Here is a 22,678-nt window from a genome sequence, read left to right on the forward strand (position 1 = left end):
CTTCTCTCCTCGTCCAGTCGCGGCATTGCGACCACGCTACGAGCAGAAAAGCGCTGACCAGGGCCGCGCTGACATCTGTTGTCCCGGGCCTGACAGGATCTGTCGAGATCGGTCAGTTGTTCACCGGACCGGCCACATGCGATCCTTGTCGCGCGGTTGAAGCCCCGGCAACGACTCGGAGCGTGCGGATTGTCCATCGCCCTGCCGGGCCCCGACAAGGTGCCGGACGGACCCCACCGCGACCTGCTCGTGCGACTTCACGACCTCTACAGCCAGGCCGGCAAGCCGGCGACCCGGGTGATCAGCAAGCGCATCGACGACGAGAAGCTCGAATCGGTGTCCTACGAGACGATCAGTGCCCTGCTGCGCGGTGACAAGGTTCCCGGCTGGGCCCGCCTCCAGTCGATCATCGTGGCGCTGTGCCGTACCTCGGTGCACAAGGTCGACGTCAGCGAGGAACTGGTCCGCTTCAACCTTCTGTGGCGTCGTTTCGAGTCACCGCAGACACCCCCGCGCCCCGCCGTCGAACCGCCCCGCGCCGCACCCGTCGCCGCGGCCGAGGTCGTTGCCCTCCGGGCGCCGGTGGTCGCCCCCCGGATCCACGGTGAACTGCCCCCGCGGGCCGCCCTGTTCACCGGCCGCGAGCAGCTGCTGGACACGATGGCGCGGCAGCTGACCGAGGAGCCGGAGAAGCCGCTCGTGCTGTTCGGCCCGATCGGCTCCGGCAAGACCCAGCTCGCCGCCGAGTACGCCCGCCTGCACCGCGACCGGTACGCGGTGACGTGGTGGGTGCCGGCCGTGAACGCCGACCAGGCCGGCGAGTCGCTGCGGGACCTGGCCGGCCGGCTCGGCGTCGACCTCCACCAGGCCGGCCCGTACCTGCTGATCTTCGACGGGGTGGTCAGCGGCGACGTCCGTAAGCTGCTCAACACCCGCGGCGGCAACGTCATCGCGACCACCCGCAACGGTGGCTGGGCACGGGACAGTCCGCACGCCGAGCTGGAGATCCCCGACCTCGACCCGAGCGAGTCCGCCCAGCTGCTGCGCAAGCTCGATCCGCGGATGACGCGGGCGGAGATGGCCCGCCTCGCCGGTCGGTACGGCCGGTCCCCGGCCGGCCTGGCCGAGGCGGGCCGGGCGGGCGAGCTGCTGGACGGCGAGGTCGCGCGCGAGGTCCGGCGCGTGCACGACTCGCTCGCCGGCGATCCCGTCCTGATCCGCCTGCTCACCCTCCTGCTCGGCTTCGGGCCCAGCCCGGTCTGGCGGTGGATGCTGCGCGCCGACGTCAACTGGGACGTCTCGGCCGGCGTCCACCGGCTGCTGCGCGACCAGGCCGGTCTCGGCCAGGCGATGCGCATCCTGGCCGGATCCGGTCTCGGCCGCCGGCATCCCGACAACGAGTGGATCGAGATCCCGGCGATCATCCGGCTGGTCCTGCGCGAGCTGCTGCCCGACGCGGACGGCGAGGTCAACCGGCACGACGTGGTGCAGATCCTGGTCGGCTGCGACCCCGGTCACCCGGACGACCCGGACAAGCGGGCCGAGCACCGCGCGATCGCGCCGCACATCCGGCCGGCCGCGCTCGTCGACACCCACCGCCCCACCGCCTACCGCACCATCCACCACCAGGTGCGGTTCCTGTTCCTCACCGGTGACCTGCGGGCGGCCCGGCTGCTCGGGCAGGAGGCGCGGGCGGCGCTCGCCGGGCAGGACGCCCTGGCCCCGACCGACGAGCTGGTGCTGCAGATCAAACGCGATCTGGCCGGGACGCTGCGGGCCGACGGCCGCTATCTCGACGCCTACCGGCTCACCACCGAGACGATGGCCGACGTCAGCGCCGACACCGACGCCGACCTGGCGCTCGACCTGGCCCGCAGCTGGGGCCACGACCTGCGGATCGCCGGCGAGTTCGAACGGGCCCACGACCTCGACGAGCAGACCATGCGGCGGCACACCGCCAAATACGGCGAGCACGATCTGCGTACGGTGGCGAGCCGTTACAACCTCTCGGTCAGTCGCCGCTTCCACGGTCGCTATGCCGACGCCGCGGCGGCCGACAAGCTCGATCTCGACCGCCTGCGCGAGCTCGCCGACCCGCGCCAGGTGCGCTGGGCGAACTCGCTGGCCGAGGACCTCTGCGCGCTGGGCCGCTACCGGGAGGCCGAGGAGTTGGTGCGTCCGCTGCTCGGCCTCGAACCGGGGCGCCAACTGCTGCGGGCGCGTCGCACGGCCGGGATCGTGGCGCGGCGGCTCGGCCGGCTCGGCCACGCCGCCGAGCAGCTCGGCCTGTGCTACCAGGAGTGCGTCAGCCGGCTCGGCCCCGACCGCGAGCTGACCCTGGCCGCCGGCATGAGCTTCGGCAACGCGCTGCGCGAGCTGGGCCAGTTCGAGACCGCGTTGCACTACTGCACGCTCGCCGTGACGGGTTATGCCAGGGCGATGGGCGCCGACAACCCACTGGTCCAGGTGGCGCGGATCAACCGGGCGGCGGCCACTCTCGCGAGCGGAGAGTCAACGACGGAGTTCGACGAGGCGTACGGTGTTCTCGCCGACCGGCTCGGCCCGGACCACCCCTTCACGGTGGCGGCCGAGGTCAACGAGGCTCCGTCGTTTGCGCGGGCGAGGGCGGTCTTCGGTGCCGAGCACCCCGACACGCTCGTCGTGGCCGCCGCCGACGACACGCCGGGCACCCCGGGACCCGACGAGATCATCGCGACCCTGCGCCGCCTGTTCGGAGCCGATCATCCGCTGGTCACCCGGCTTTCCACGGGGATGCGGGTGCCGATCGACGTGGAGCTCCCGTCAGGCTGACACCGACTGTTGTCAAATCTTGTCAGCTGACGTCCGAATCGGCACGGAAGCGGTTCACCGCCGATTAGTTTGGTCGGGCTTCGCCCGATTCGTATTCCGCACAATTTTGACGCCCTCCGACAGGCTCAGGCCATGCTCGGTGCGACGGAGGCCATAATGATCGCCGCTGACCCTTACCCGGACGGGGAGCGCTGGACGCCCCTCGTCGACGTGTCCCGCCTCCCCCTCGAGCCGTTGAGCCCGGACGACGACAGCGTTCTCGGCCGGTCGCTGCGCCGGGTGCTCGACAGCCTGCACGATCGCAACGGCGTGCTCAGCGCGTTCGGCTCAGCTTTCCCCGAGGACTAGACCGTCGTGGACGAGGTCGCGGCGGCGCATCTGAGCGCGGCACCCTGGCCGTACGCTCAATTGGACGTCGCCGCCCTCCGGGCCGGCGGCCATCCGCGCGTGCCGTTCCGCGAGTTCGTCCTGAAGATCCATCAGCGGTGCAACCTGGCCTGCGACTACTGCTACATGTACGAGCACGCCGACCAGAGCTGGCGCGACCGCCCCCGCACGATGTCCGACGAGGTGCTCACCGCGACCCTGGAGCGCATCGCCGAGCACGCGCGGGGGCGGGTGCGGATCGTGCTGCACGGGGGCGAGCCGCTCCTCTACGGCCGCGACCGTCTCGCCGAGCTGGTCGGCCGAGCACGCGCGACCGTGCCCGGCCCGGTCGACTTCAGCATGCAGACCAACGGCGTGCTCCTCGACGAGCCGATGCTGGCGATGCTGCGCTCGGTGGGCGTCGCGGTCGGCGTCAGCGTCGACGGCACCGAGGCCGTGCACGACAGACATCGGCGAACTCCGGGTGGGCGGGGCAGCTTCAGCGCCGTCTCGGCCGCCCTGCGACGGCTCCGCCGGCAAGAGAACAGGCAGGTGTACGGGGGTCTGCTGTGCACCGTCAACGTGGCAGCCGACCCGATCGCCTGCTACGAGCAGCTGATGGCGTTCGAACCGCCCGCCATCGATCTCCTTCTCCCGCACGCCAACTGGGCCACGCCGCCGGCGACCGGTCACGCCGACTGGCTGATCACGGTGTTCGACCGCTGGTACGCCGACTCCTCACCGGTGCGGATCCGGCTCTTCGACGACGCGATCGCGCTGATGCTCGGCGGCTCGGCGCGCGGGGAACAACTGGGACTCAGCCCGTCCGGCGTCGTCGTGGTCGAGTCGGACGGGGCGATCGAACAGGTGGACGCGTTGAAAACGGCGTACCCGGGGGCCTGCTCCACCGGAACCGACGTGCTCACCGCCGGCTTCGACGCGGTGCTCGACCACCCCGGCATCGTGGCCCGGCAGATCGGCCGCGCCGCCCTCGCCGACGAATGTCTCACCTGCCCGGCTGTCGCGTTCTGCGGTGGCGGCCACTACGCCCACCGCTATCGCCCCGGCGCCGGCTTCCGGTCGCCCTCGGTCTACTGCGCCGACCTGCGCGTCTTCCTGCGCCACGTGTACGACCGCGTCACCGCCGACCTGCCCGCTCACCTCCGGAGCCCGTCATGACCGCCGTCCACCAGCTCTCCCCCGGCCTCTTCGAACGGCTCGCGTCCGGCGCCGGCGGAGTGGCGGCCATCCGGGAACTGCGCGCGGCCCAGCTGAGCAAGCGCCTCCTGCTGATCCGCTTCCTGCTCACCGACCCCGCCCGCGACCTGCTCGAACGGGTGCGGATCGCGGCGCCCGACCACTACCGCGACATCCTGGGCGCGCCCCTGGTGGCCGGCTGGGCGGCCATCGCCGCACGGGCCGCCGACGACAACGTGCTGGCCGAGGCCGACAGACTCTTCCTCAACGCCATCGCGCTCGTGGCCGCCGACGCCGCCGGCCTTGCGGCCACCCTGGACGTCCCAGTCCACGACGGCCGCGCCGTCCTGCCCGGCGTGGGCGCCTTCGAAGCCCTCCCCGCAACCTTCTTGCGGGTCACAACGCCCCTGCCCCGCGCCGTTTTCCCCCGCTCTTCCCCCGCTGCGACCCCTTCCTCCGGCGCCGCTCTTTCCCCCAGCGCCGCTCTTTCTCCGGGCGGCGGCTGGCTGCCGGTGCGTGGACTTGCTGCCGCGGCGGGCGGCCTGACCATTCGGCTCACCCTCGACGACCTGCACCCCTACCGGCACGGCCACCACGCGCCACCCGCGAACCGTCTCTCCGACGAGGCGCTCGACCGCTGGCAGACGTCCTTCACCGAGGCCTGGCGACTGCTCGCCACCCATCTGCCGACCCGCGCCGCCGAACTGGCCACCGGCCTGGAGACCCTGGTACCGCTCGTGCAGACGGACCCGCGCTCGGCCCGCGCCGCCACCCTGCGGCACGCGTTCGGCGTCTTCGGCCTGACGTTGCCGCGCACCCCGCACGACTTCGCGGTCACCCTGGTCCACGAGTTCCAGCACTCGAAACTGAGCGCGCTCCTCGACCTGGCCCAGCTGACCGACCCCGCCGACGACCGGCACTATTTCGCCCCGTGGCGCGAGGACCCGCGCCCGTTGCCCGGCCTGCTGCAGGGCGTCTATGCGTTCGTCGGCGTGGCCGACACCTGGCGTGCGCTGCGTCCCGAGATCGAGGTCGCCACCGCCCGCTTCGCCGAAGCACGCCTGCAAGCCGACCGGGGCCTGACCGCGGTCGAGGAGTCCGGTGCTCTGACCCCCGACGGCACAGCTTTCGTCGCCGCCCTGCGGGAAACAACCGACCGCCTGCTCGCCGAGCCGCTGCCGCCGCAGGCCGACGAGGACGCCCGCCGCAAACTTGCCGACACCTACACCGCCTGGCAGCAGCGCCGCCGCCAGCTCATCTAGCCGGCCGCGCCGGGGGTGATCCGCAGAATCACGCGGTCCCGGCTCTTGCGGGAGAACAACTTCTCAAGAAACAGCATGACCCGATACTGAACGCCATATTTGCGCCGAATCGGATCCGCCATCCGCCGACAGGTGGCCGGGTCCTCGATCACCCGAGCGGTGCCTCCCACCACTTCGGCATCCGGTTCGACCCGCCCGAAACGGCTGCTGGGCCGCATCTCCACCCGCGGATCGTGCCGGAGCCGGCGCACCTTCCCCGTGTCGGCCGGCGTGGTCACCACCCACTCGTCCCCGTCCCGAGCAATCCAGACCGGCACCGCAACCGGCACACCGGTACGCCGATAGGTGGTCAGCGATACGAACTTCTCCTCGGCCAGGTCGCTCATATCCCGGCAAATGCCCGCTCGACCCACCCCTCAACCCCTCCGTCTCTTTCCGGGCTCACTCAGCGCACCGACCCGCACCGCCATTCACCGCACCGCCATTCACCGCATCGCCTCCGCCGAGCCGAGATCCGGCGAATCGGGCCCGGAACATCTCTCCCACCGCCCCTCTCCAATCCGCGGATCGGCCTGATCGAATATTGGCTTGGCCCATTCCTGGTGGGCGATAATATTCGCATGCGGCACCAGCAGCTTTCACTATTCTCCCGGCCGGCGACACTCGCCATGCGGGATCGCTCGAAAGCGCGCAATTGGTCGCCGGAAATGGACGAATTCCGCCGCGCCCAGGCACTCCGGCGGCGATGGGGACTCGCTCGGCGCCACGGCGAAAAACTGTGCCGCGCCCACGGTTGCTCACAGCAGTGCGGCGAACTGGGTTTACCCGATCCGGCCGACGCACTCCCGCCCCTGATCCGGCCCGCCGAGGCAACCCTGACGCAGCGCCCGTCATCGCCGCCATCGATCGGCAATGCCCCGACGGCCGCAAGCCGCCCGGGTGACGTTGGCTCGCCGCCGGACGCGGGCCACGTCGACCCGGCGCCCCGACCCGACCGCACCCCCGGAGCCCATCCCGCTCCAACAGTCGAGCGTCGGCCCGAGCCCGCACCGGCAGCGGACCCCGCTCATCGGCCCGACCCCACAGCCGAATCCACGCATCGGCCCACATCCTCAGGCCGGGCCACTCCCGCAGCCGGGTTCATGCCCCAGCCCGATCCCGCAGGCCCGACCGCGCCCGCAGCCGGGTCCACGCGCCAGCCCGCACCCCCACGCCCGGCCACCCCCACAACCAGATCCACGCGCCAGGCCGCACCCGCGTCCGCGGACGAACACGCGCATACACCGGAGGCCGCAAGCCGCGCCGAGCCCGCACGTCGATCCGGGCGGCCGGCCGCGGCGCGATCCGCACGTCGGTCCGGGCTCGCGCCGGGGACCGGAATCACGCGCCAGGGCCGCGGTGGGTGGCCGGCGTGGATCGGCTGCGTGGCACGAGCGCCATCGACCGCCCGATGCCATCCCAGGGGCAGCGCTCGATCGCCACCCTCGAGGCTCGGCCGGTCTGCGGCACCGGCGTGGCTACGCCCCGCAACCACCAACCGGTCGCCGCTGGAAACGGCCGGTCGATCAAGTCCGAGAATGCTCGGAATTGGGTGCCGGAAGAATAAATGTCAGTTGCGATTTGATGGGCGGGGCGTTATCGACTGCCGCGTTCAACGGGATGGTGGCGGCGAGAAACAACAATTGCTGGTCCGCGCTCTTTTCGAGACGGGCCGCGCTATCCGATTCGGGTTGTCGCAGTGCGGCGGGGGCGACGGTTCGGGTCCGGCTGGAACCGCGGACTGGCAGCCCGGTAGCCGCGGGGAGCCGGGGAAGGAGGCGAGCACGGAGTTTTTACCGGCGCATATCGGACAAGGTTTGCCAAGCGGGGGCGTGAGCGGGTGGCAGGGGGCGGACCGGGCTCGGGCCGGCGGCCTACGAGCCGGGGGGCTGGGTGGGGGTCAAGCCGACCGCGCTCAGGCTTGAGTTCCACAGGCGTTCGGCGCGAGCTTTGCTTGTCGAGCGCGGAGTCGCCTTGAACGGGGCGCGCCAAGCGAAGTAGCCGCCCGGGATCAGGGCCTCGGGCGCGGTGGCCAGCCAGACCAGGGTGTCGGCGCCCTGCTCGGTGGAGCGGAACAGGCCCGGCGCCAGGCTTGCGACGCTGAAAGCTGGGCTCTGCCTGCCGAAACCGCTGCGGATCAGGCCGGGGAAATAGCACGTGGCCACGACGCCGGAGGCGGTCCAGCGGCGGGCGGCCTCGACCGTCATCAGGATGTTGGCCTGCTTGCTGGCACCGTAGGCCAGCCAGCGGCTGCGCTGGCGGCGACCGGGGTGGTCGACGTCGAGCGTGCCCCAGGACTCGGCGATGGAGGACGTCGTCACGACGCGAGCCGGGGTCTCCGGGGTGGCGGCGGCACGCAGGCGGTCCAGCAGCAGGTGGGCCAGCAGGAAGCCGGCCAGGTGGTTGATCTGCAGGGTGGCGTCGTGACCGTCGGTGGTGGGATGGCGCACCGAGGTCAGCAGGCCCGCGTTGTTCGCCAGCACGTGGATGCGCTCGTGGTCGGCGGCGATGGCCGCGCCCGTCGCGCGCACCTGGTCCAGCTCGGCGAAGTCGGCGCGGTAGGACGTCGGGGTCCGCCCACCGGCGTCCCGGACCCGCGAAACGGCGTCCGCCAGCCGCGCCGGGTCCCGGCCGAGCAGCACGACGTCGTCACCGGCGCGGGCCAGTGCGACCGCCGCGGCCAGCCCGATTCCCGAGCTCGCGCCCGTCACCACCACAGTTCGGCGCATGCGGACCATTCGATCATCACCCCACGGGTACGCCGGAGGCGGGCACCGATCATGATGACGGAATGATCCGGAACCGGCTTGCCGTGGCCGCCGCCGTCACGGTCACCGGGGGCGCCGGTGTCATGCTGTTCACGCTCGTCGCCGGGCCGGGACGGTGGTGGCAGGGCTACGTGAGCGAGGCGGGGACGGCCGGTCAGCCGTACGCCGTCAGTTATCGCCTTGGTCTTGGTCTGCTCGCGCTCGGGGTGGCGCTGCTCGGCCGGGCCCGGCGCCACGCCGCGCTGCTCCTGCTGGTCGCGGCCGGGCTGGCGGGCACGTCGAGCGTGGTGCCGTGCAGCGCGGGATGTCCGTTGCCGCCGTTCGAGCCGACGACGACCGCCGACCTCGTGCACACCGCCGCCAGCATCCTCGGCATGGCCGTGCTGGCCGCCGCCATGGCCGTGACCTGGTGGACCGCCGCCCGCCCGGCCGCCCCGCAGGCCACCACAGCGGGGGCCAAAGCCGGGGCCGCAGCGGGAGCGCCGCCGGTTGGTGACGCCGGGGTGAGGAAGGCGGTGCGGCGGCTGGCGGGGGTCGCTCTGGTGCTCACGCTGCCGCTGGCGGCGGCCATGGCGCTGACGATGCTGTTCGTCGGGCGCGGCACGGTGGGTGCTCTGCTCGAGCGGGCGCTGCTCCTGGTGGCGGTGTGCTGGCTGGTCGGGACGGGTTTGCTCAGCGCACCCGCTGCGCGCTGAACTGCATGCGCGGGGTGGCGAAGAACTCCTGGGCCGGCACCAGCTGGAGCTCACGCTCGCCGGAACGATAGGTCATCTCGATCAGGTCGAAGACGCTCGACGCCGTACGCTCCAGCGCCGCCCCGGCGCTCCTGCTCGCCACATAGTGGGCGGTGAACAGGGCGGCCGTGACGTCACCCGACCCGTTCGCCTTGAACGGCAGGTGCGGGGTGCTCACCAGCCAGGCGCCGGTGTCGTCGACCGCGAGCATCTCGATGGTGCCCTCCTCGCGGTCGGGTCGCTCGACGCTGGTGACCAGCATGGTCGACGGGCCCTTGGCCCGGGCGAGGTCGGCCGAGGCCAGTGTCGACTCGATGCTCGCCGGTTCGGTGCCGGTGAGGAAACCCAGCTCGAACTGGTTGGGGGTGATGATGTCGGCGACCGGCACGACCCGGTCCCGCAGCAGGTCGGGGATCTCGGGGGCGACGAAGCAACCCGATTTGGCGTTCCCCATCACCGGGTCGCACGCATAGACGGCCGCGGGGTTGGCGGCTTTCACCCGGCGCACGGCGTCGACGATCACGTCGCCGATGCCGACCGAGCCCTGGTAGCCCGACAGCACGGCGTCGATCTGCGGGAACACGCCGCGCTCCTCGACGCCGAGGATGATCTCGGCCACGTCGGACGGCGGGATGAGCGGACCGCGCCAGGCACCGTAGCCGGTGTGGTTGGAGAAGTTCACTGTGGGGACCGGCACGACCTCGACCCCGATGCGCTGCAACGGGAACACGGCCGCGGAGTTGCCGACGTGCCCGTGGGCGACCGCCGACTGGATGGACAGAACCTTCATGGCTCAAGCCTAGAGCCGGTGAGGCCGTCCAGGACGGTGGTCAGGTTGTGGTCGAAGGTCTCCTCGGGGTCGAGGTGGGCGCCGTCGACGACCAGGCGGGCGATCGTGGGATAGCGGCCGGTGTCGAGCATGCGCCGGAGGTAGGGGCCGTGACCGGCCTGCCAGGCGGCCACGTCGGTGCCGGTGGACCGGGCGGTGCGGCGTTCGGTGATCTCCCGGCGGAGGGCTCCGGCGAGGAACGCGCTGAGGGCGCCCGAGGCTCGCTGGAGGTCGTCCAGGCTGGTTATGCCGGGGGCCTGACTCAGCGCCGCCGCGGTCGCCTCGCCCACGGCCAGCGCGTGCGGGCCGAGGTGGGGGCGGGCGCCGAGCAGGTCGGCGAACCACTCGTGGTCGAGGGCGACCTCGCGGGTCCGGCGCACGACGGCGAACAGGGTGGTCCGCCAGTCGGCCTGCGGGACGGCCTCGGCGATCCGGGCGTAGATCACGTCGACCATCAGGTCGAGCAGCTCGGATCGGTTGGTCACGTAGTCGTAGAGGCGCATCGGGCCGACGCCGAGCTCCTTGGCGATCTTGCGGACCGACAACCCGTCGAGGCCGTGCTCGTCGGCGACGGCGATCGCGGTGGCGGCGATCTTCGACCGGCTCAGTGGCACCGGCGCCGCGCGCGGTTGCGGCTCGGGCCGTTCCCAGACGGGCAGCGGTACGTTACCGTACGGCGTATCCATGAGGTACAGCGTACGTTATCGGGGGTTGACCATGCGAATCGCGATTGCCGGCGGCGGCCTCGGCGGCCTCACCCTGGCCCGGATCCTGCACCGGCACGGCATCGGCGCGGTGGTCTACGAACGCGAGGCCGGCCGGTCGGCCCGCTCCCAGGGCGGCATGCTCGACCTGCACCCGGAGTCCGGCCAGCACGCCCTGGACCGGGCCGGACTCATCGGCCGGTTCGAGTCCGAGGCGCGGCCGGAGGGCGAGGAACACCGCATCCTCGACCCGGCCGGCCGCACCCTCGTGCACCACCTGCCCCGGCCCGGCTCGTTCGCCGGTCGTCCCGAGATCGATCGCACCGTCCTGCGCGACCTGCTGCTCGACTCCCTGCCCGACGGCACGGTGGCCTGGCAGCGCCGGCTCGTCGCGGCGGCGCCCCGGCCCGGCGGCGGCTTCGAGCTGGAGTTCGACGGCGGTCACCGGGCCGGCTGCGACCTGCTGGTGGGCGCCGACGGGGCGCGCTCGGCGGTCCGGCCGCTGCTCACCGACGTACGCCCGGCACCCGTGTCCATCGTGGTCGAGCTGACCGTCAGTGACGTCGCCCGGCGCCACCCGGAGCTCGCCGACCTGGTCGGGCCGGGCAACCTGTGGGCCATGGGGGTGCGCCAGGTCCTGTCGGCGCAACGGCTCGGCGACGGCGACCTGCGGGTCGGGGTCTCGCTGCCCGCGGACCGCGACCTGGACGCCTGCCGCAGCAAGCGTGGCCTGCTGGAGATGTTCGCCGGCTGGGACCCCGGCCTCACCGCGCTCATCGAGGCCGCCGACGGCCCGCCGGCCCCGCACCGGATCGAGGCGATGCCCACCGGCACCGGCTGGGCGCACCGGCCGGGCGTCACCCTCGTCGGCGACGCCGCGCACCTCATGCCGCCCGTCGGCGAGGGCGCCAACCAGGCCATGCTCGACGCCGCGGAACTGGCCGGCGAGCTCGCCGCCGAGCCGTCCGATCCCGGCGCGGCGATCCGGGCGTACGAGAAGGCGATGTTTGCTCGAATCCACCCGATCGCGGCGAGGTCCGCGCGGGTGCACGCGATGATGTTGTCCCCCACCGCCGCCGAGGACATCGTGCGGTTCTTCACCCCGAAGCACGCCGGAGTGGATTAACCGCCGCCGCCCGGGGGACTCTGGGGGTCGATCGAGGCATGAGGAGCAGCAAATGGAGTACCGCACCCTGGGTGGCACCGGCACGATCGTGTCGTCGCTCTGTCTGGGCACGATGACGTTCGGCAACGAGAGCAGCGAGGAGGTCTCGCACGCCCAGCTCGACCGCTTCGTCGAGGTCGGCGGCAACTTCGTCGACACCGCGAACGTCTATTCCCGCGGCACCTCCGAGGAGGTGATCGGGCGATGGCTCAAGGCCCATCCAGGGGTACGGGACCAGCTCGTCATCGCCACCAAGGGCCGTTTCCCGATGGGCGAGGACCCCAACAGCGCCGGGCTGACCCGGGTGAACCTGTCGCGGGCGCTCGACGCGAGCCTGCGCCGCCTCGGTGTCGAGACGATCGACCTCTACCAGGCCCACGCCTGGGACCCGCTCACCCCGATCGAGGAGACGCTGGCGTTCTTCGACGACGCCGTCCGGGCCGGCAAGATCCGCTATGCCGGCGTCAGCAACTTCCTCGGCTGGCAGCTGCAGAAGGCGGCGCTACTCAGCCAGGTCCGCGGGCTCGCCCCGATCGTCACCCTCCAGCCGCAGTACAACCTGCTGGTCCGCGAGATCGAGTTCGAGCTCGTGGACGTGTGCCGCAACGAGAACATCGGCATCCTGCCCTGGTCGCCGCTCGGCGGCGGCTGGCTCACCGGCAAGTACCGGCGCGACGCCACCCCCACCGGCGCCACCCGCCTCGGTGAGGACCCGGGTCGCGGCATGGAGGCGTACGGTCCGCGCAACTCCGACACCCGCACCTGGCGCATCCTCGAAGCGGTCGGCCAGGTCGCCGAGGAACGCGGCGTGTCGATGTCGCAGGTGTCGCTGGCCTGGCTGGCCGACCGGCCCGCGGTCACCTCGGTGATCCTCGGTGCCCGCACGCTGGACCAGCTCGAGGACAACCTGGGCGCGGCCGGCCTGCACCTGTCGGAGAAGGAGACGGAACTGCTCACCGAGGCCAGCACCCCGGTGATCGGCGAATACCCGTACGGTCCGCAGGGGATCGCGCAGCGCGCCCGGAAGATCTGAGGCCTCAGCGCGGCATCCGGGAGATCACGTCGTCCCAGATCCCCTCGGGCCAGTCGTGGCCGACGCCGGGGTATTCGACCAGTCGCGCGCCGGGGATCTGGGCCGCCAGATCACGGCCCGCGCTGGGCTTGAGCATCGGATCCTCGGCGCCCGCGACGACCAGGGTGGGCACGGTGAGGCCGGACAGCGGCGGCAGCTTGGTGGCCCGGCCCGCGGCGAGGTGGCGCTGGGTCGTGCCGGGGTTGTTCGGCGCCCGGTGGTGGCTGAGCGTCGCGACCTGGCGTACCCACTCCGCGGGGAAGGGGTAGCCGGGTGAGGCCTGGGCCCGGTAGAGCCGCACCATGTTGTCGATCTCCTGCTCCGGCGTGGTGGCCTTGGGCAGCTTGCGGAACTCGCGGAAGATGCCGAACTTGAGATAGCGCAGGGTGCGCAGGATGCCGGCGGTGGCCGGGCTGCTCATGCACAGGGTGAGGCCGCGGACCCGCGCCGGGTGCAGCAGCGCCATGCCCTGGGCGATCGCCGACGCGCCGCCGATGACGTGGGCGGCGGTCCAGCCGAGCGCGTCCATCACGGCCAGCCCGTCGTCGACCATGTCGGCCATCGTGTAGACGGGTTTGGTGCCGCCGAGCAGCGCCCGCCACGGGCTGCCGCCGGCCGGCTGCGGGAAGTGCGTGGACAGGCCGGTGTCGCGGTTGTCGTAACGGGCGACGTGAAAGCCCGCGTCGACCAGGCGCTCGCAGAACGCGTCGTCCCACCACACCATCTGATAGTCGAGCCCCAGCACGAGCAGCAGCGGTTCGCCGCCCGTCCCGAAGGTCTCGTACGCGATCTTGGCGGGGCCGTTCACGGCGTACTCGACAGGCATTGTTCGTCCTTCCCCGTTTTTATAATGCACTCGCATGGTAACGATGTACGGCGTCGGTTGGCAATGCGACCGCATGGGATAGATTCGGGGCGTGCCCAAGCAGGTCGATCACGAGCAGCGCCGCCGCCAGCTGGCCGAGGCGGTCTTCGCCGTCATCGGCACCCGCGGTTTCGAGGCGGTCAGCCTGCGCGACGTCGCCGAGCAGGCAGGCGTGTCGATGGGCACCGTGCAGCACTACTTCCCGGCCAAACAGCAGATGCTGCTGTTCGCGCTGGCGCACATGCGGGAACGGGTGACGGGCCGTCTGCAGGCCGCCGTCGCCGCGCTGCGTGCGCCGGCCCGCCGCGACCTGATCCGGGCGGCGACCGCGGTGATGCTGCCGGTCGACCCGGCCGGCCGGGAGGAGGCATGCGTCAACATCGCGTTCTTCTCGGCCGCGACCGTCACGCCGGCGTTCGCCGACCAGCTCCGCGACGGCTACGGCCGCATCCTGACGGTGTCGGTCGCCAACTTCCGCCAAGCGTCCGAGCTGGGCGAACTGCGCGACGGCAGCGATCCCGACGTCGAGGCGCCGGCGCTCTACTTCCTCACCCAGGGCCTGATCGGGCCGATTCTCGTCGGCCTCTACACCGCCGAGGAGGCGCTGGCCCTCGTCGACGCGCAACTCGATCGGGTGTTCCGCTGAGACGCTCGATCGTCCTCGGTGGAGGCATGCAGACCCCACGGGGTATCGGCCGGCGACGGCTTTCCCGCACCCGGCCGTAGTGGCTCACCGACGCGCGGCCCGTACGATCATCTCCGCGGGCGCAACCCGGGCCGCGCCTTCATCGACAGCCTCGGGGACGGCGGTTTCGCCACCGCCCCCGACCTGGTCCGTTTCGCCCGCGCCCGGCGCGACGGCACGCTCCTGGACCGGCCCTGGGCGGACGTGCTGCTCGGTCCCAAGGTTCCGCTCGGCCCGGCGGCCTTCGGCACCTACGGCCCGCCGGCCGAGATCGTCGGCGACCAGTGGGCGCTCCAGCGCGCCGGCGGAAACCCTGGCGTCGGCACCAACCGGAGCATCTACCCCGACACCGACTGGGTCGGCGTGATCCTCACCAACCGCGACGACGTGCCACTGCCGGAAATGATCGGCCGCGAGATGCCGGCGGTCACCGGAGTCGAGCCGGGCGACGGAGGCGACGGCTGATCAGAACGGCAACGACACCTCGTTCGACACCGGCTTGCCGGGCGCATCCTTGAAGAAGTCGTCCACGCGTGTCGTGGTCTGCCGCTGGACCAGGACCTCGGCCTGCGCGTTCAACGTGCTGTCGAGGCCGTAGACCCGGCCACGCCGCACATATTTGGGGTCTGCCTCGGCCGGTATCCCCACCTGGAAGGGCGACGGACAGGCGGTGATCGTCTGGCGCGGGTAGAACTCGGAGTTGCCGTTGCCGTAATCCACTTCGAGCACGAACCAATAGGTGAGCCCCGGTTCGGGCCGCCCGGAAGCCTTCGCCGTGACCTTTACCGACCGCGCACCGTCGCGCGTCGCGACGAGCTCATAGCGCAGGTCACCCGCCGTCGGGCACGACGCCGGATCCGACGTGACCGGCCCGGCGGTCGGCGCGGCCGGCGTACCGGATCCCGATCCGCCCGACCCCGATCCGCCCGACCCCGATCCGCCGGATCCGGACCCGCCCGACCCCGGCGGCGACGCGGCCAGGACGACCTGGGCGACCGTGGCGAAGCCGAACAGGAGAGCGGCCACGAATGACATGATCGTCCACTTCTCCTGGTGCTTACGCACGTAGAGGAGGACGAAGACCAGGATGACGGTGATGATTCCGCTGAACATCGCGGTGAGATAGATCGCCTTGCTGCTCACGCGACGAGTGTGCGGTGTGGACCCGGGCCCCGTTCACCGGCCGAGCGTCCGGGAGATCCACGTCAACGGCAAGCGCAACGCGACAGCCGGCCCTCGGAAACCATCCATGCGCCTCTTGCGCCGTCCCGCCCCATCGCCGAGATCGGTCGACGGACTCGGGGGCGGGGTGACACCGCGCGATCCATTTTGCGTGGGCCCAGCGTCTCGTGATGCTCGGCGGGATCGGCGGCGGCGATCAGGCACACCAGGTGCTCGAAGACGAAGGGTACGTGGGCGACCTCAGCTGACGCTCGGCCAAGATGTCGGGCCCCAATGCCGCCCAAGCACGACGGGCGCGCGTCGGCACCAGCCCGACAATCAATTTGGTTTCCCTGCCGCCGAACATCGATAGAGCCCCGGGCCGCTGAATACACGCCGACGCGGCTGACGGGCCGGCGGATTTCAGCCCGGCAAGCAGCGTCGACAGCCAGACACCCTTCGTGATCAGGTGTCCAGGGCTGAGATCAGATGCCCTCCTAGGTCGGCGGCGGCTCGATGTCGTTCTCCAGGCGCCGGCCGGCGGTGGCCTCGAGCACCTCGGGGTGCTCCGGGCCCAGCAGGGCCTTCAGGCGGCCGACCGCGTCGTCGAACAGGGCGGTGGCTCGGTCCTCGTCACCGGCGGCGCGGACGTCGTGGGCCAGGTTGACCGTGCGCATCAGGACGTACGGGTGGTCGGCGCCGCCTCGGGCTCGCTCGCCTTCGGCGTCGTTCGCGCTGATCTCGACCATTCGCTCGGTCAGGGCGAGCGCCTGCGGCGCCCGGCCGATCAAGGCATAACCGGTGGCCAGGGAGGTGCCGGCGCAGATCGTGTACGGGTGTTTCGCGCCCAGCTTGGCCTGGAGTTTGGCGTAGGTCGTCTCGTCGACGGCGAGCGCCCGCTCGACGTCGCCGGTGGCTCGCAGCAGGATCGCCTGATTGACCTCGGCGGCCAGGGTCAGCGGGTGGTCGACCGCGAAGTCCTTGCGGTAGCGGGTCAGCGCCTCGTCGATCAGGCTCGACGCCTCGGCGTACTGGCCGGTCTGGCGCAGGGCGTTGGCCACGCTCATGTTGGCGGCGATCGCGTGCTCGTGGTTCGGGTTGAACTTGCGCACCGTACGATCCCGGGCCTCGCGCATCAGGTCGAGCGCGCCGGGCGTCTCGTGGCCGGGGCGGGTGTCCGGCCGCAGCCGGCCCAGCTTGCGCATGGTGATGGCGTGGGTCCGTTCGGCCAGCAGCACCGACGGGTGGCCCTTGCCGAGCATGCGGTCCTGGATCGGCATCCACTCCTCGAGCCGCTGGATCGCCGCGCGATAGTGGCCGAGGCCGTAGTAGTCGCGGGCCACGTTGATGTTCATGTGGATGACCTGCAGGTCGATCACGCCGGCGTCGGCGTAGTAGGACGCGATCTCCTCGTCGAGCCTGAGCGCGGCGGCGAACTCGCCGATGAGGCGGTAGTCGACGGCCAGGTTGCCCATCGCGCGCAGGATGTAGACCTCGTCCTCGGCGAAGGCGCGCCGGTGGGCCTCGACGCTGCCCTCGTCGAACTCCAGGGCCTCCTGATATTTGCCGGCGATGCGCAGGTCGTGGCCGACCTGGTTGCTGGTGACCAGGGTGTACTCGTGCTCCGGGCCGACCTTGGCGCTGGCCAGCATCCCCTGGTAGGCCTCCTCCAGGATGACGCTGGCGGTGCGGCTGTCCCCGAGAGCGCGGGTCGCGTTGGCCACCTGGGACTTGGCCAGCAGCGTCGCCTGACCGTCGGGGCCGAGATCGTATTCGCCGCCGGTGGCCTGGGCCCACTCCCGGGCGGCTTCCTCGGCCAGGGCGCGGCTGCTCTGGTAGTCACCGGTCAGGTAGAGGAAACGGGCGTACTCGAGAACGGTCTGGCGGCCGTCGGCCGAGCGGGCGTGGATCATGTCGGCGGTGCGGAGGTGCGGGCCCATCTCGGCCTGCAGGTCGAGCTCGCCGATCTCGTCGGGGTCGCCCGGGGCCGCGGCGGCCAGCAGGTTCTGGACGTTCAGCAGGGTCTGTTCGCGCTGCTCGGGGTCGAGGGTGTCGCGCAGCACGCGCTGCACGAGCCGGTGCACCTGCAGGCGGGGTGACTTGTCGGCGGCCTCGGGGGTGGACGACGACGGGGCCCGGCTGACCGTCCGGGCCAGGCCGTAGCGGCGCAGCTCGCGCACCAGCTGGCCGGTGCGGATCGGGCTGCGCAGCGACTCCTTGAGCGGCGAGGACAGCTCGGCGTTGTTGCCGCGGCGCAGCACCGACTGCCGGATGCCGTCACCGCCGAGGAACGCGAACAGGGCGAACAGCTGGGCGATCGCCTCGTCGGTGTTGCGCAGCCGTTCCAGCGCGACGGCCACGAGGGCGGCCACCGAGAGCGGATAGTTCGGCGGGCGGCCCTCGTCGAGCAGCTCGATGCGGTCGTCGAGCAGCTCGAGGTATTCGGGGATCGGCATGCCGGTCGCGACGTACCACGCGGCCGCCTGCTCCAGGGCCAGCGGCAGGTCACCGAGCTTGTCGGCAAGCTGGTCGGCCTCGGCGGCACTGACCGTGCCCTTGCCGTTCTGATCCGTCGTGCGCTTGAAGAGCAGCTCGACGCTCTCGTCGCGACGGAAGATGTCGACCTCGATCGCGATGCCGATGCGGCTCCACTGATCGTTCCGGGTCGTCACGATCACGTGGCCGCCGGTCGTCGGCAGCAGCGGGGTCAGGCTCACCGGGTCGTCGGCGTTGTCGTAGACGAGCAGCCACTCGCGGTCGCTGCCGGCCAGCCAGTTGAGCACCGTACGCGCGGTCTCCTGCTGGTCGTCGGCGACCGGCTGGTCGAGGCGCTGGGCGAGCTGGGTGAGCGCGGCCAGGACGGTGGACGTCTGTTCCGACGGGATCCACCAGATCAGGTCGTACTGATCGAGGTGGCGGTGCACGTATTCGGTCACCAGCTGGGTCTTGCCGACACCGCCCATGCCGTTGACGGCCGGTGGCAGCACCGACGTCTGGGTGCCCCGCTCCAGCGCCGTCTCGAGGGCCTCACCGAGGCGTTCGAGCAGCTCGACGCGGCCGGTGAAGTTGCGGTTGCGGATCGGGATGTCCCCGATGATCCGCTCCTCCGGGCGGTAGACGTGCCGGCGGGCCGAGCGCGGCCGGACCACGGTCAGCTCGGCGAACCGCTGCGCCTGCGCACCCGGATGCCGCAGTGCGATGATCTCCCCGAACACCCGCAGGTCGGCCGGTGCGGTGGCGAACACCTCGAGCAGGGCGGCCAGGTCGTCGCGCGGCACGTCGGAGCGCTCGAACGCGAAGTCGCGGGTCAGCGTGCGGCTGAGCTCGGCGATGCGGGCGTCCCGGGTGTCGCGCCTCTCGAGACCCGGCACCTGGAGAAGCGCCTCGAGGAGAGGAGTGTGCGGATCGGACACAGCTTCTCTTTTCACCGAGCGGGTTTGGCAAATCCCTGAGCCCGAAGAATATCGGAATCGCTTGGCGTAAAGCAGGCTGGAAGCCGACTCGAGGGCCCGAACATCCACAAAGTTCGTTCCGCAAGATCACCGAGACCGGTCACCGACCGTGACGCTCGGCACCCCGCGCCGCGGCCGGGCCACCGAGCTCGTCGGTAATTCGATTGCCCCTGGTTCGCCGCTCCGCGATCCTTGTCGGCATGACGCGCTGACTTTCGACCCCGAGCTTTGCGGTGATTTCCCGCTTTCGAAAAGAGCGTCATTCTTTTGTCTGCTTCCGTTCGCGTCTTCGCGTCCGCGTCCAGCTGGATCGAGTCCGCCGCCGTCGATCAGTGCCACCAGGTGGCCGCCCTCGACGGCATGCGACACGTGGCCGGCATGCCCGACCTGCACCCCGGAAAGGGCGCACCGATCGGCGCCGCCATGCATTCCGAGGTCCTTTATCCCGTCCTGGTCGGCTCGGACATCGGGTGCGGCATCGCCGTTTTCCCGATCTCGCTGAAACGGCCCGTCCCGGAGAAACTGGCGGGCCGGTTTCCCGATCTCGACCACTCCCCCGCACCGGACGACCCGGCGTGGGACTTCGTCGGCCGCGACGTCCCGCTCGGTCACCTGGCCGGCCTCGGCACCGTCGGCCGCGGCAACCATTTCGTCGAGCTGGCCCGGGTCGAGCCGGTCGGAGCCGGATCGCCGCCGGCCGGCCCGGGGAGCTTGGTGCTGATCGTGCACAGCGGATCCCGTGGTCTCGGGGAGAGCATTCTGCGCGAGCACACGTCGCAGCACGGCGCGGGGCCCGCGGCCTCGCCCGCCGACTACCTGAAGGCGCACGACGAGGCGGTGCGGTGGGGATCGCTCAATCGGCGGCTGATGGCCGCCCGCGTGGCGCGCGCCCTCGGCGCCGACCCGGCCGACCCGATCGTCGACGAGTGTCACAACCTCGTGGAGTGGCGGGACGGCGGCTACCTGCACCGTAAGGGCGCGGCCAACGGCGACGGCCGGGACGTGCTGATCGCCGGCACCCGGGGCACCCGCTCCTACCTGGTGCGCGGGCACGCCGGCCCGGAGGCGGGCTGGTCGGTGGCGCACGGGGCGGGGCGCAAGATGTCGCGTTCCGACGCCCTGCGCCGGGGCAGGGCCAAGCACACGGTGGAGGAGCTGCGGCGTACCCCGGTGGGCTCGTTCGTGGTGTGCGGCGACCGGCAGCTGCTGTTCGAGGAGGCGCCCACGGCGTACAAGAAGATCGAGCAGGTGGTGGGGGACCTGACCGAATTCGGTCTGGCGACGCCGCTGGCCGCGACGGTTCCGCTGGTCACCTACAAGACCGCCGATCGGGTACGCCGATGACCCTGCACCTGCTCCTGTCAGCCGGCCGTGGACCGCTGGAATGCGCCTGGGCGGTGGCCGAACTGACCCGCCGGCTCGAGTCCTCGGCCACCGCCGACGGCCCGGCCGCCCGCGGGCGCCCCGAGATCACCGTGGCCCGCGTCGAGTCGGTGCCCGGCGACCGGCCCGGCACCCTGCGGTCGGTGCTGGTGCGCATCGACGGGCCGGGCGCCGCCGCGTTCGCCGCGAGCTGGAGCGGCACCCTGTGCTGGCGGGCGGCCAGCCCCTACCGCAAGGTCGGGCGCAAGAACTGGTACGTCATCTCGCAGCCGGTCGACCCGGAGGTCGCCACCACGGCGTTCACGGAGACCGACGTCGACCTCGTGCCCTGCCGGACCGGCGGTCCGGGCGGGCAGCACCGCAACAAGGCGAGCACGGCGGTACGCGCCACCCACCGCCCCACCGGCCTGACCGTCGTGGTCGACACCGAGCGGCAACTCAGCCAGAACCGCCGCCTCGCCGTCGAACTGCTGCGCTCGAAGATCGCCGACGGCAACCAGTCCGCCGCCCAGGCCGCGGTCACCGCACGCTGGCAGGTGCACGACGACCTGGTCCGCGGCAACCCGACCCGCATCGAGCGGCCCACCTGACGGCCCTTCAGCAAGATCGCCGAGCCGGACCCCGGCTGGCGGCCGGCCCACCCGCCGGGCGAGCGTGCGTTTCGTAGGCTCGCGGCATGAGCGTCGACGCGTTGCGGGTCCGGGGTTGCCGGCGGTGGACCGAGGAGCTGCCGGCCAACGCCTGGCTCGGCGCGCACGCCGGGCTCTACCTGGTACTGAGTGCGGCCGCGGTGGCGTGGGTCGGGCCGTTCCAGTTCGCCGGGCTGCTGGTCATCCTGGGCTGGGGCGGGCCGGTCCTCGCTCTGTTGACGGCGGGCTTCGGCACCTTCCCGGGTCTGCTGCGGGTGCTGGCCGACCTGCCGTGGTATTGGTTCCGTTCGCTCGCTCTGCTGTCCTTCGTGCTCCCGCCGGCCCTGTTCCTGTCCCCGCACACCCCGATGCGCGAGGTCACGGCGGCGCTCGTGGTGCAGCTGAGCATGGCTTCGGTCCTGGTTCAGCCGAGGCGCCACCGGGTCGCCCCGCCCCCACCGGCCGGCGCCGACCGCGGGTAGCCTGCCGGCCATGCGGCCTGCCTCGAAGCTGGAACGCCGGGTGGTGACCGCCGCTGAGCGGGTGCTCGAGCGACAGCGTTACGTGAGTCCACTCGACGTACTGACCGAGATCGGCTGGCTGACCCCGGGCTCGGTGACGATGTGGCGGCAGGGGCGTGCGCCGCTGCTGGAGGGCACCGCGGCGGTCTCGGCCGACCGGATCGCCGACGCGCTGGAGATCCTGCACCGATGGGTCTCGGCCGGCGGGCTGCACCCGAGCGAGGTCGAATATCTGGCCGCCACCCGCGATCGGCGCCCGCTGGTCTTCACCGCCGGCGCCGACCCGGCCCGGGAGGTGGCGTACCGCACCCACTGGACGCGCGCGGACCTGCCGGCGAAGCAGCGCGAGCGGCTGACGACCCGGCAGAGCAAGGCCCCCGACCTGGTGGTGGTGCAACCGGTTCGCGAGTTCACCTGCACCGGGTGCGGGCAGACCCACGCCGACATGCTGATCATGGAGGATGCCGGGCCGCTCTGCCTCACCTGCGCCGACCTCGATCATCTGGTGTTCCTGCCGGCCGGCGACGCCGCCCTGACCCGCCGGGCCAAACAGGCGAGCCGCCTGTCCGCGGTGGTGGTGAGGTTCAGCCGGTCCCGCCGGCGCCAGGAGCGGCAGGGCCTGCTCGTCGAGCAGACCGCGCTCGAACAGGCCGAGCAGCTGTGCCTGTCCGACGAGGACGCGCGGGCCCGTCGCCGGGAGCGGGACCGGGAGCGGCGCGAGTCGGCCGATGAGACGTTCCAGCAGCAACTGGCCGAGGAGATCGGCCGGTTGTTCCCGGGCTGCCCGCCGGCCCGGGCCGCCGAGATCGGCCGGCACACCGGCACTCGGGGCAGCGGTCGCGTGGGCCGCAGCGCCGCCGCCCGCGAGCTCGACCCGAACGCGGTGACCCGGGCCGTCGTCGCCTCGGTCCGGCACGAGGACACCGATTACGACGAGTTGCTGATGACCGGCGTGCCGAGGGACCAGGCGCGGGAACGGATCCGCGACCGGATCGACGAGGTTCTGGCCCGCTGGCGCGGTTGAGCGCCGGGCCC

The 22,678-nt window shown here is 71.8% G+C and carries 20 protein-coding genes; 13 read left to right on the forward strand and 7 right to left on the reverse strand.

The window, feature by feature from the left end; translation table 11 throughout:
* Nucleotides 1-189: 189 nt before the first annotated feature.
* The 4 genes from Afe05nite_RS31935 (at nucleotide 190) to Afe05nite_RS31950 (ending at nucleotide 5,636) form a co-directional block, all read left to right on the forward strand.
* Nucleotides 190-2,811: a tetratricopeptide repeat protein gene (locus Afe05nite_RS31935; protein ID WP_203820979.1), complete on the forward strand. Its 2,622-nt coding sequence runs from the start codon at nucleotides 190-192 to the stop codon at nucleotides 2,809-2,811.
* 156 nt (nucleotides 2,812-2,967) lie between these two features.
* Entirely contained in the window at nucleotides 2,968-3,159 is a 192-nt protein-coding gene (gene fxsA / locus Afe05nite_RS31940; RefSeq protein ID WP_203820980.1) for an FxSxx-COOH cyclophane-containing RiPP peptide, read from the forward strand.
* Nucleotides 3,160-3,165: 6 nt separating this feature from the next.
* Nucleotides 3,166-4,356 (forward strand): FxsB family cyclophane-forming radical SAM/SPASM peptide maturase, encoded by a 1,191-nt coding sequence (locus tag Afe05nite_RS31945; protein ID WP_239118333.1) that lies wholly within the window; start codon nucleotides 3,166-3,168, stop codon nucleotides 4,354-4,356.
* A complete protein-coding gene (locus Afe05nite_RS31950) occupies nucleotides 4,353-5,636 on the forward strand; it encodes an HEXXH motif domain-containing protein (RefSeq protein WP_203820981.1) in 1,284 nt (427 codons plus the stop codon). The genes Afe05nite_RS31945 and Afe05nite_RS31950 overlap by 4 nt, the downstream gene beginning before the upstream one ends.
* On the opposite strand, the gene Afe05nite_RS31955 is transcribed toward Afe05nite_RS31950, so the two are convergent.
* A complete protein-coding gene (locus Afe05nite_RS31955; RefSeq protein ID WP_203820982.1) occupies nucleotides 5,633-6,022 on the reverse strand; it encodes a PPOX class F420-dependent oxidoreductase in 390 nt (129 codons plus the stop codon). The two genes, Afe05nite_RS31950 and Afe05nite_RS31955, sit on opposite strands and share 4 nt — an antisense overlap.
* 1,527 nt (nucleotides 6,023-7,549) lie before the next feature.
* Nucleotides 7,550-8,404: an SDR family NAD(P)-dependent oxidoreductase gene (locus Afe05nite_RS31960; protein ID WP_239118334.1), complete on the reverse strand. Its 855-nt coding sequence runs from the start codon at nucleotides 8,402-8,404 to the stop codon at nucleotides 7,550-7,552.
* Between the two features lie 62 nt (nucleotides 8,405-8,466).
* Here Afe05nite_RS31960 and Afe05nite_RS31965 point away from each other — a divergent pair, with 62 nt between their 5' ends.
* Nucleotides 8,467-9,138: a DUF998 domain-containing protein gene (locus Afe05nite_RS31965; protein WP_203820983.1), complete on the forward strand. Its 672-nt coding sequence runs from the start codon at nucleotides 8,467-8,469 to the stop codon at nucleotides 9,136-9,138.
* Here Afe05nite_RS31965 and pdxY read toward each other — a convergent pair.
* Both pdxY and Afe05nite_RS31975 read right to left on the reverse strand, forming a co-directional pair.
* Nucleotides 9,116-9,967 (reverse strand): pyridoxal kinase PdxY, encoded by an 852-nt coding sequence (pdxY, locus tag Afe05nite_RS31970; protein WP_203820984.1) that lies wholly within the window; start codon nucleotides 9,965-9,967, stop codon nucleotides 9,116-9,118. The genes Afe05nite_RS31965 and pdxY overlap by 23 nt on opposite strands.
* The gene (locus Afe05nite_RS31975; RefSeq protein WP_239118335.1) at nucleotides 9,964-10,692 is read right to left on the reverse strand and encodes a TetR/AcrR family transcriptional regulator; all 729 of its coding nucleotides are present in this window, start codon (nucleotides 10,690-10,692) and stop codon (nucleotides 9,964-9,966) included. Before Afe05nite_RS31975 ends, pdxY begins: the two co-directional genes overlap by 4 nt.
* Before the next feature lie 31 nt (nucleotides 10,693-10,723).
* Here Afe05nite_RS31975 and Afe05nite_RS31980 point away from each other — a divergent pair, with 31 nt between their 5' ends.
* Nucleotides 10,724-11,836, forward strand: a complete 1,113-nt coding sequence (locus tag Afe05nite_RS31980; protein WP_203820985.1) for an FAD-dependent oxidoreductase — start codon at nucleotides 10,724-10,726, stop codon at nucleotides 11,834-11,836.
* Nucleotides 11,837-11,888: 52 nt separating this feature from the next.
* Nucleotides 11,889-12,908 (forward strand): aldo/keto reductase, encoded by a 1,020-nt coding sequence (locus tag Afe05nite_RS31985; RefSeq protein WP_239118336.1) that lies wholly within the window; start codon nucleotides 11,889-11,891, stop codon nucleotides 12,906-12,908.
* A 4-nt stretch (nucleotides 12,909-12,912) separates the two neighbouring features.
* Here the strand turns inward: Afe05nite_RS31985 and Afe05nite_RS31990 are convergent, their stop codons facing one another.
* Nucleotides 12,913-13,773 carry an alpha/beta fold hydrolase gene (locus tag Afe05nite_RS31990; protein WP_203820986.1) on the reverse strand — a complete coding sequence of 287 codons (861 nt, stop codon included), beginning with the start codon at nucleotides 13,771-13,773 and terminating at the stop codon, nucleotides 12,913-12,915.
* Between the two features lie 91 nt (nucleotides 13,774-13,864).
* Between Afe05nite_RS31990 and Afe05nite_RS31995 the strand changes: the two genes are divergently transcribed.
* Complete coding sequence (locus Afe05nite_RS31995; protein ID WP_203820987.1) at nucleotides 13,865-14,458, forward strand: TetR/AcrR family transcriptional regulator; 594 nt, start codon at nucleotides 13,865-13,867, stop codon at nucleotides 14,456-14,458.
* A gap of 18 nt (nucleotides 14,459-14,476) precedes the next feature.
* On the forward strand, nucleotides 14,477-14,962 hold the full coding sequence (locus Afe05nite_RS32000) for a serine hydrolase (protein ID WP_203820988.1): 486 nt from the start codon (nucleotides 14,477-14,479) through the stop codon (nucleotides 14,960-14,962).
* Here the strand turns inward: Afe05nite_RS32000 and Afe05nite_RS32005 are convergent, their stop codons facing one another.
* Together Afe05nite_RS32005 and fxsT are read right to left on the reverse strand one after the other, a co-directional pair.
* Nucleotides 14,963-15,640: a hypothetical protein gene (locus Afe05nite_RS32005; RefSeq protein WP_203820989.1), complete on the reverse strand. Its 678-nt coding sequence runs from the start codon at nucleotides 15,638-15,640 to the stop codon at nucleotides 14,963-14,965.
* A 515-nt stretch (nucleotides 15,641-16,155) separates the two neighbouring features.
* Complete coding sequence (fxsT, locus tag Afe05nite_RS32010; protein WP_203820990.1) at nucleotides 16,156-19,071, reverse strand: FxSxx-COOH system tetratricopeptide repeat protein; 2,916 nt, start codon at nucleotides 19,069-19,071, stop codon at nucleotides 16,156-16,158.
* Nucleotides 19,072-19,377: 306 nt separating this feature from the next.
* Between fxsT and Afe05nite_RS32015 the strand changes: the two genes are divergently transcribed.
* From Afe05nite_RS32015 to Afe05nite_RS32030, 4 genes are all read left to right on the forward strand, one after another.
* Nucleotides 19,378-20,454, forward strand: a complete 1,077-nt coding sequence (locus Afe05nite_RS32015) for an RNA ligase RtcB family protein (protein ID WP_438869242.1) — start codon at nucleotides 19,378-19,380, stop codon at nucleotides 20,452-20,454.
* The gene (prfH, locus tag Afe05nite_RS32020; protein ID WP_203820991.1) at nucleotides 20,451-21,083 is read left to right on the forward strand and encodes a peptide chain release factor H; all 633 of its coding nucleotides are present in this window, start codon (nucleotides 20,451-20,453) and stop codon (nucleotides 21,081-21,083) included. Before Afe05nite_RS32015 ends, prfH begins: the two co-directional genes overlap by 4 nt.
* A gap of 86 nt (nucleotides 21,084-21,169) precedes the next feature.
* Nucleotides 21,170-21,604, forward strand: a complete 435-nt coding sequence (locus Afe05nite_RS32025) for a hypothetical protein (protein ID WP_203820992.1) — start codon at nucleotides 21,170-21,172, stop codon at nucleotides 21,602-21,604.
* Nucleotides 21,605-21,614: 10 nt separating this feature from the next.
* Complete coding sequence (locus Afe05nite_RS32030) at nucleotides 21,615-22,667, forward strand: DUF2293 domain-containing protein (protein ID WP_203820993.1); 1,053 nt, start codon at nucleotides 21,615-21,617, stop codon at nucleotides 22,665-22,667.
* The last annotated feature ends 11 nt before the right edge of the window (nucleotides 22,668-22,678 follow it).

It is taken from the genome of Paractinoplanes ferrugineus (assembly GCF_016862195.1).
GTDB lineage: Bacteria > Actinomycetota > Actinomycetes > Mycobacteriales > Micromonosporaceae > Actinoplanes > Actinoplanes ferrugineus.

Coding starts and splice junctions, on each gene's coding strand:
- Afe05nite_RS31990 (WP_203820986.1), bottom strand. CDS start 13,773: ATGCCTGTCGAGTACGCCGTGAACGGCCCCGCCAAGATCGCGTACGAG.
- Afe05nite_RS31960 (WP_239118334.1), bottom strand. CDS start 8,404: ATGCGCCGAACTGTGGTGGTGACGGGCGCGAGCTCGGGAATCGGGCTG.
- prfH (WP_203820991.1), top strand. CDS start 20,451: ATGACCCTGCACCTGCTCCTGTCAGCCGGCCGTGGACCGCTGGAATGC.
- Afe05nite_RS32025 (WP_203820992.1), top strand. CDS start 21,170: ATGAGCGTCGACGCGTTGCGGGTCCGGGGTTGCCGGCGGTGGACCGAG.
- pdxY (WP_203820984.1), bottom strand. CDS start 9,967: ATGAAGGTTCTGTCCATCCAGTCGGCGGTCGCCCACGGGCACGTCGGC.
- Afe05nite_RS31965 (WP_203820983.1), top strand. CDS start 8,467: ATGATCCGGAACCGGCTTGCCGTGGCCGCCGCCGTCACGGTCACCGGG.
- fxsA (WP_203820980.1), top strand. CDS start 2,968: ATGATCGCCGCTGACCCTTACCCGGACGGGGAGCGCTGGACGCCCCTC.
- Afe05nite_RS32030 (WP_203820993.1), top strand. CDS start 21,615: ATGCGGCCTGCCTCGAAGCTGGAACGCCGGGTGGTGACCGCCGCTGAG.
- Afe05nite_RS31985 (WP_239118336.1), top strand. CDS start 11,889: ATGGAGTACCGCACCCTGGGTGGCACCGGCACGATCGTGTCGTCGCTC.
- Afe05nite_RS31950 (WP_203820981.1), top strand. CDS start 4,353: ATGACCGCCGTCCACCAGCTCTCCCCCGGCCTCTTCGAACGGCTCGCG.
- Afe05nite_RS31955 (WP_203820982.1), bottom strand. CDS start 6,022: ATGAGCGACCTGGCCGAGGAGAAGTTCGTATCGCTGACCACCTATCGG.
- Afe05nite_RS31975 (WP_239118335.1), bottom strand. CDS start 10,692: ATGGATACGCCGTACGGTAACGTACCGCTGCCCGTCTGGGAACGGCCC.
- Afe05nite_RS31980 (WP_203820985.1), top strand. CDS start 10,724: ATGCGAATCGCGATTGCCGGCGGCGGCCTCGGCGGCCTCACCCTGGCC.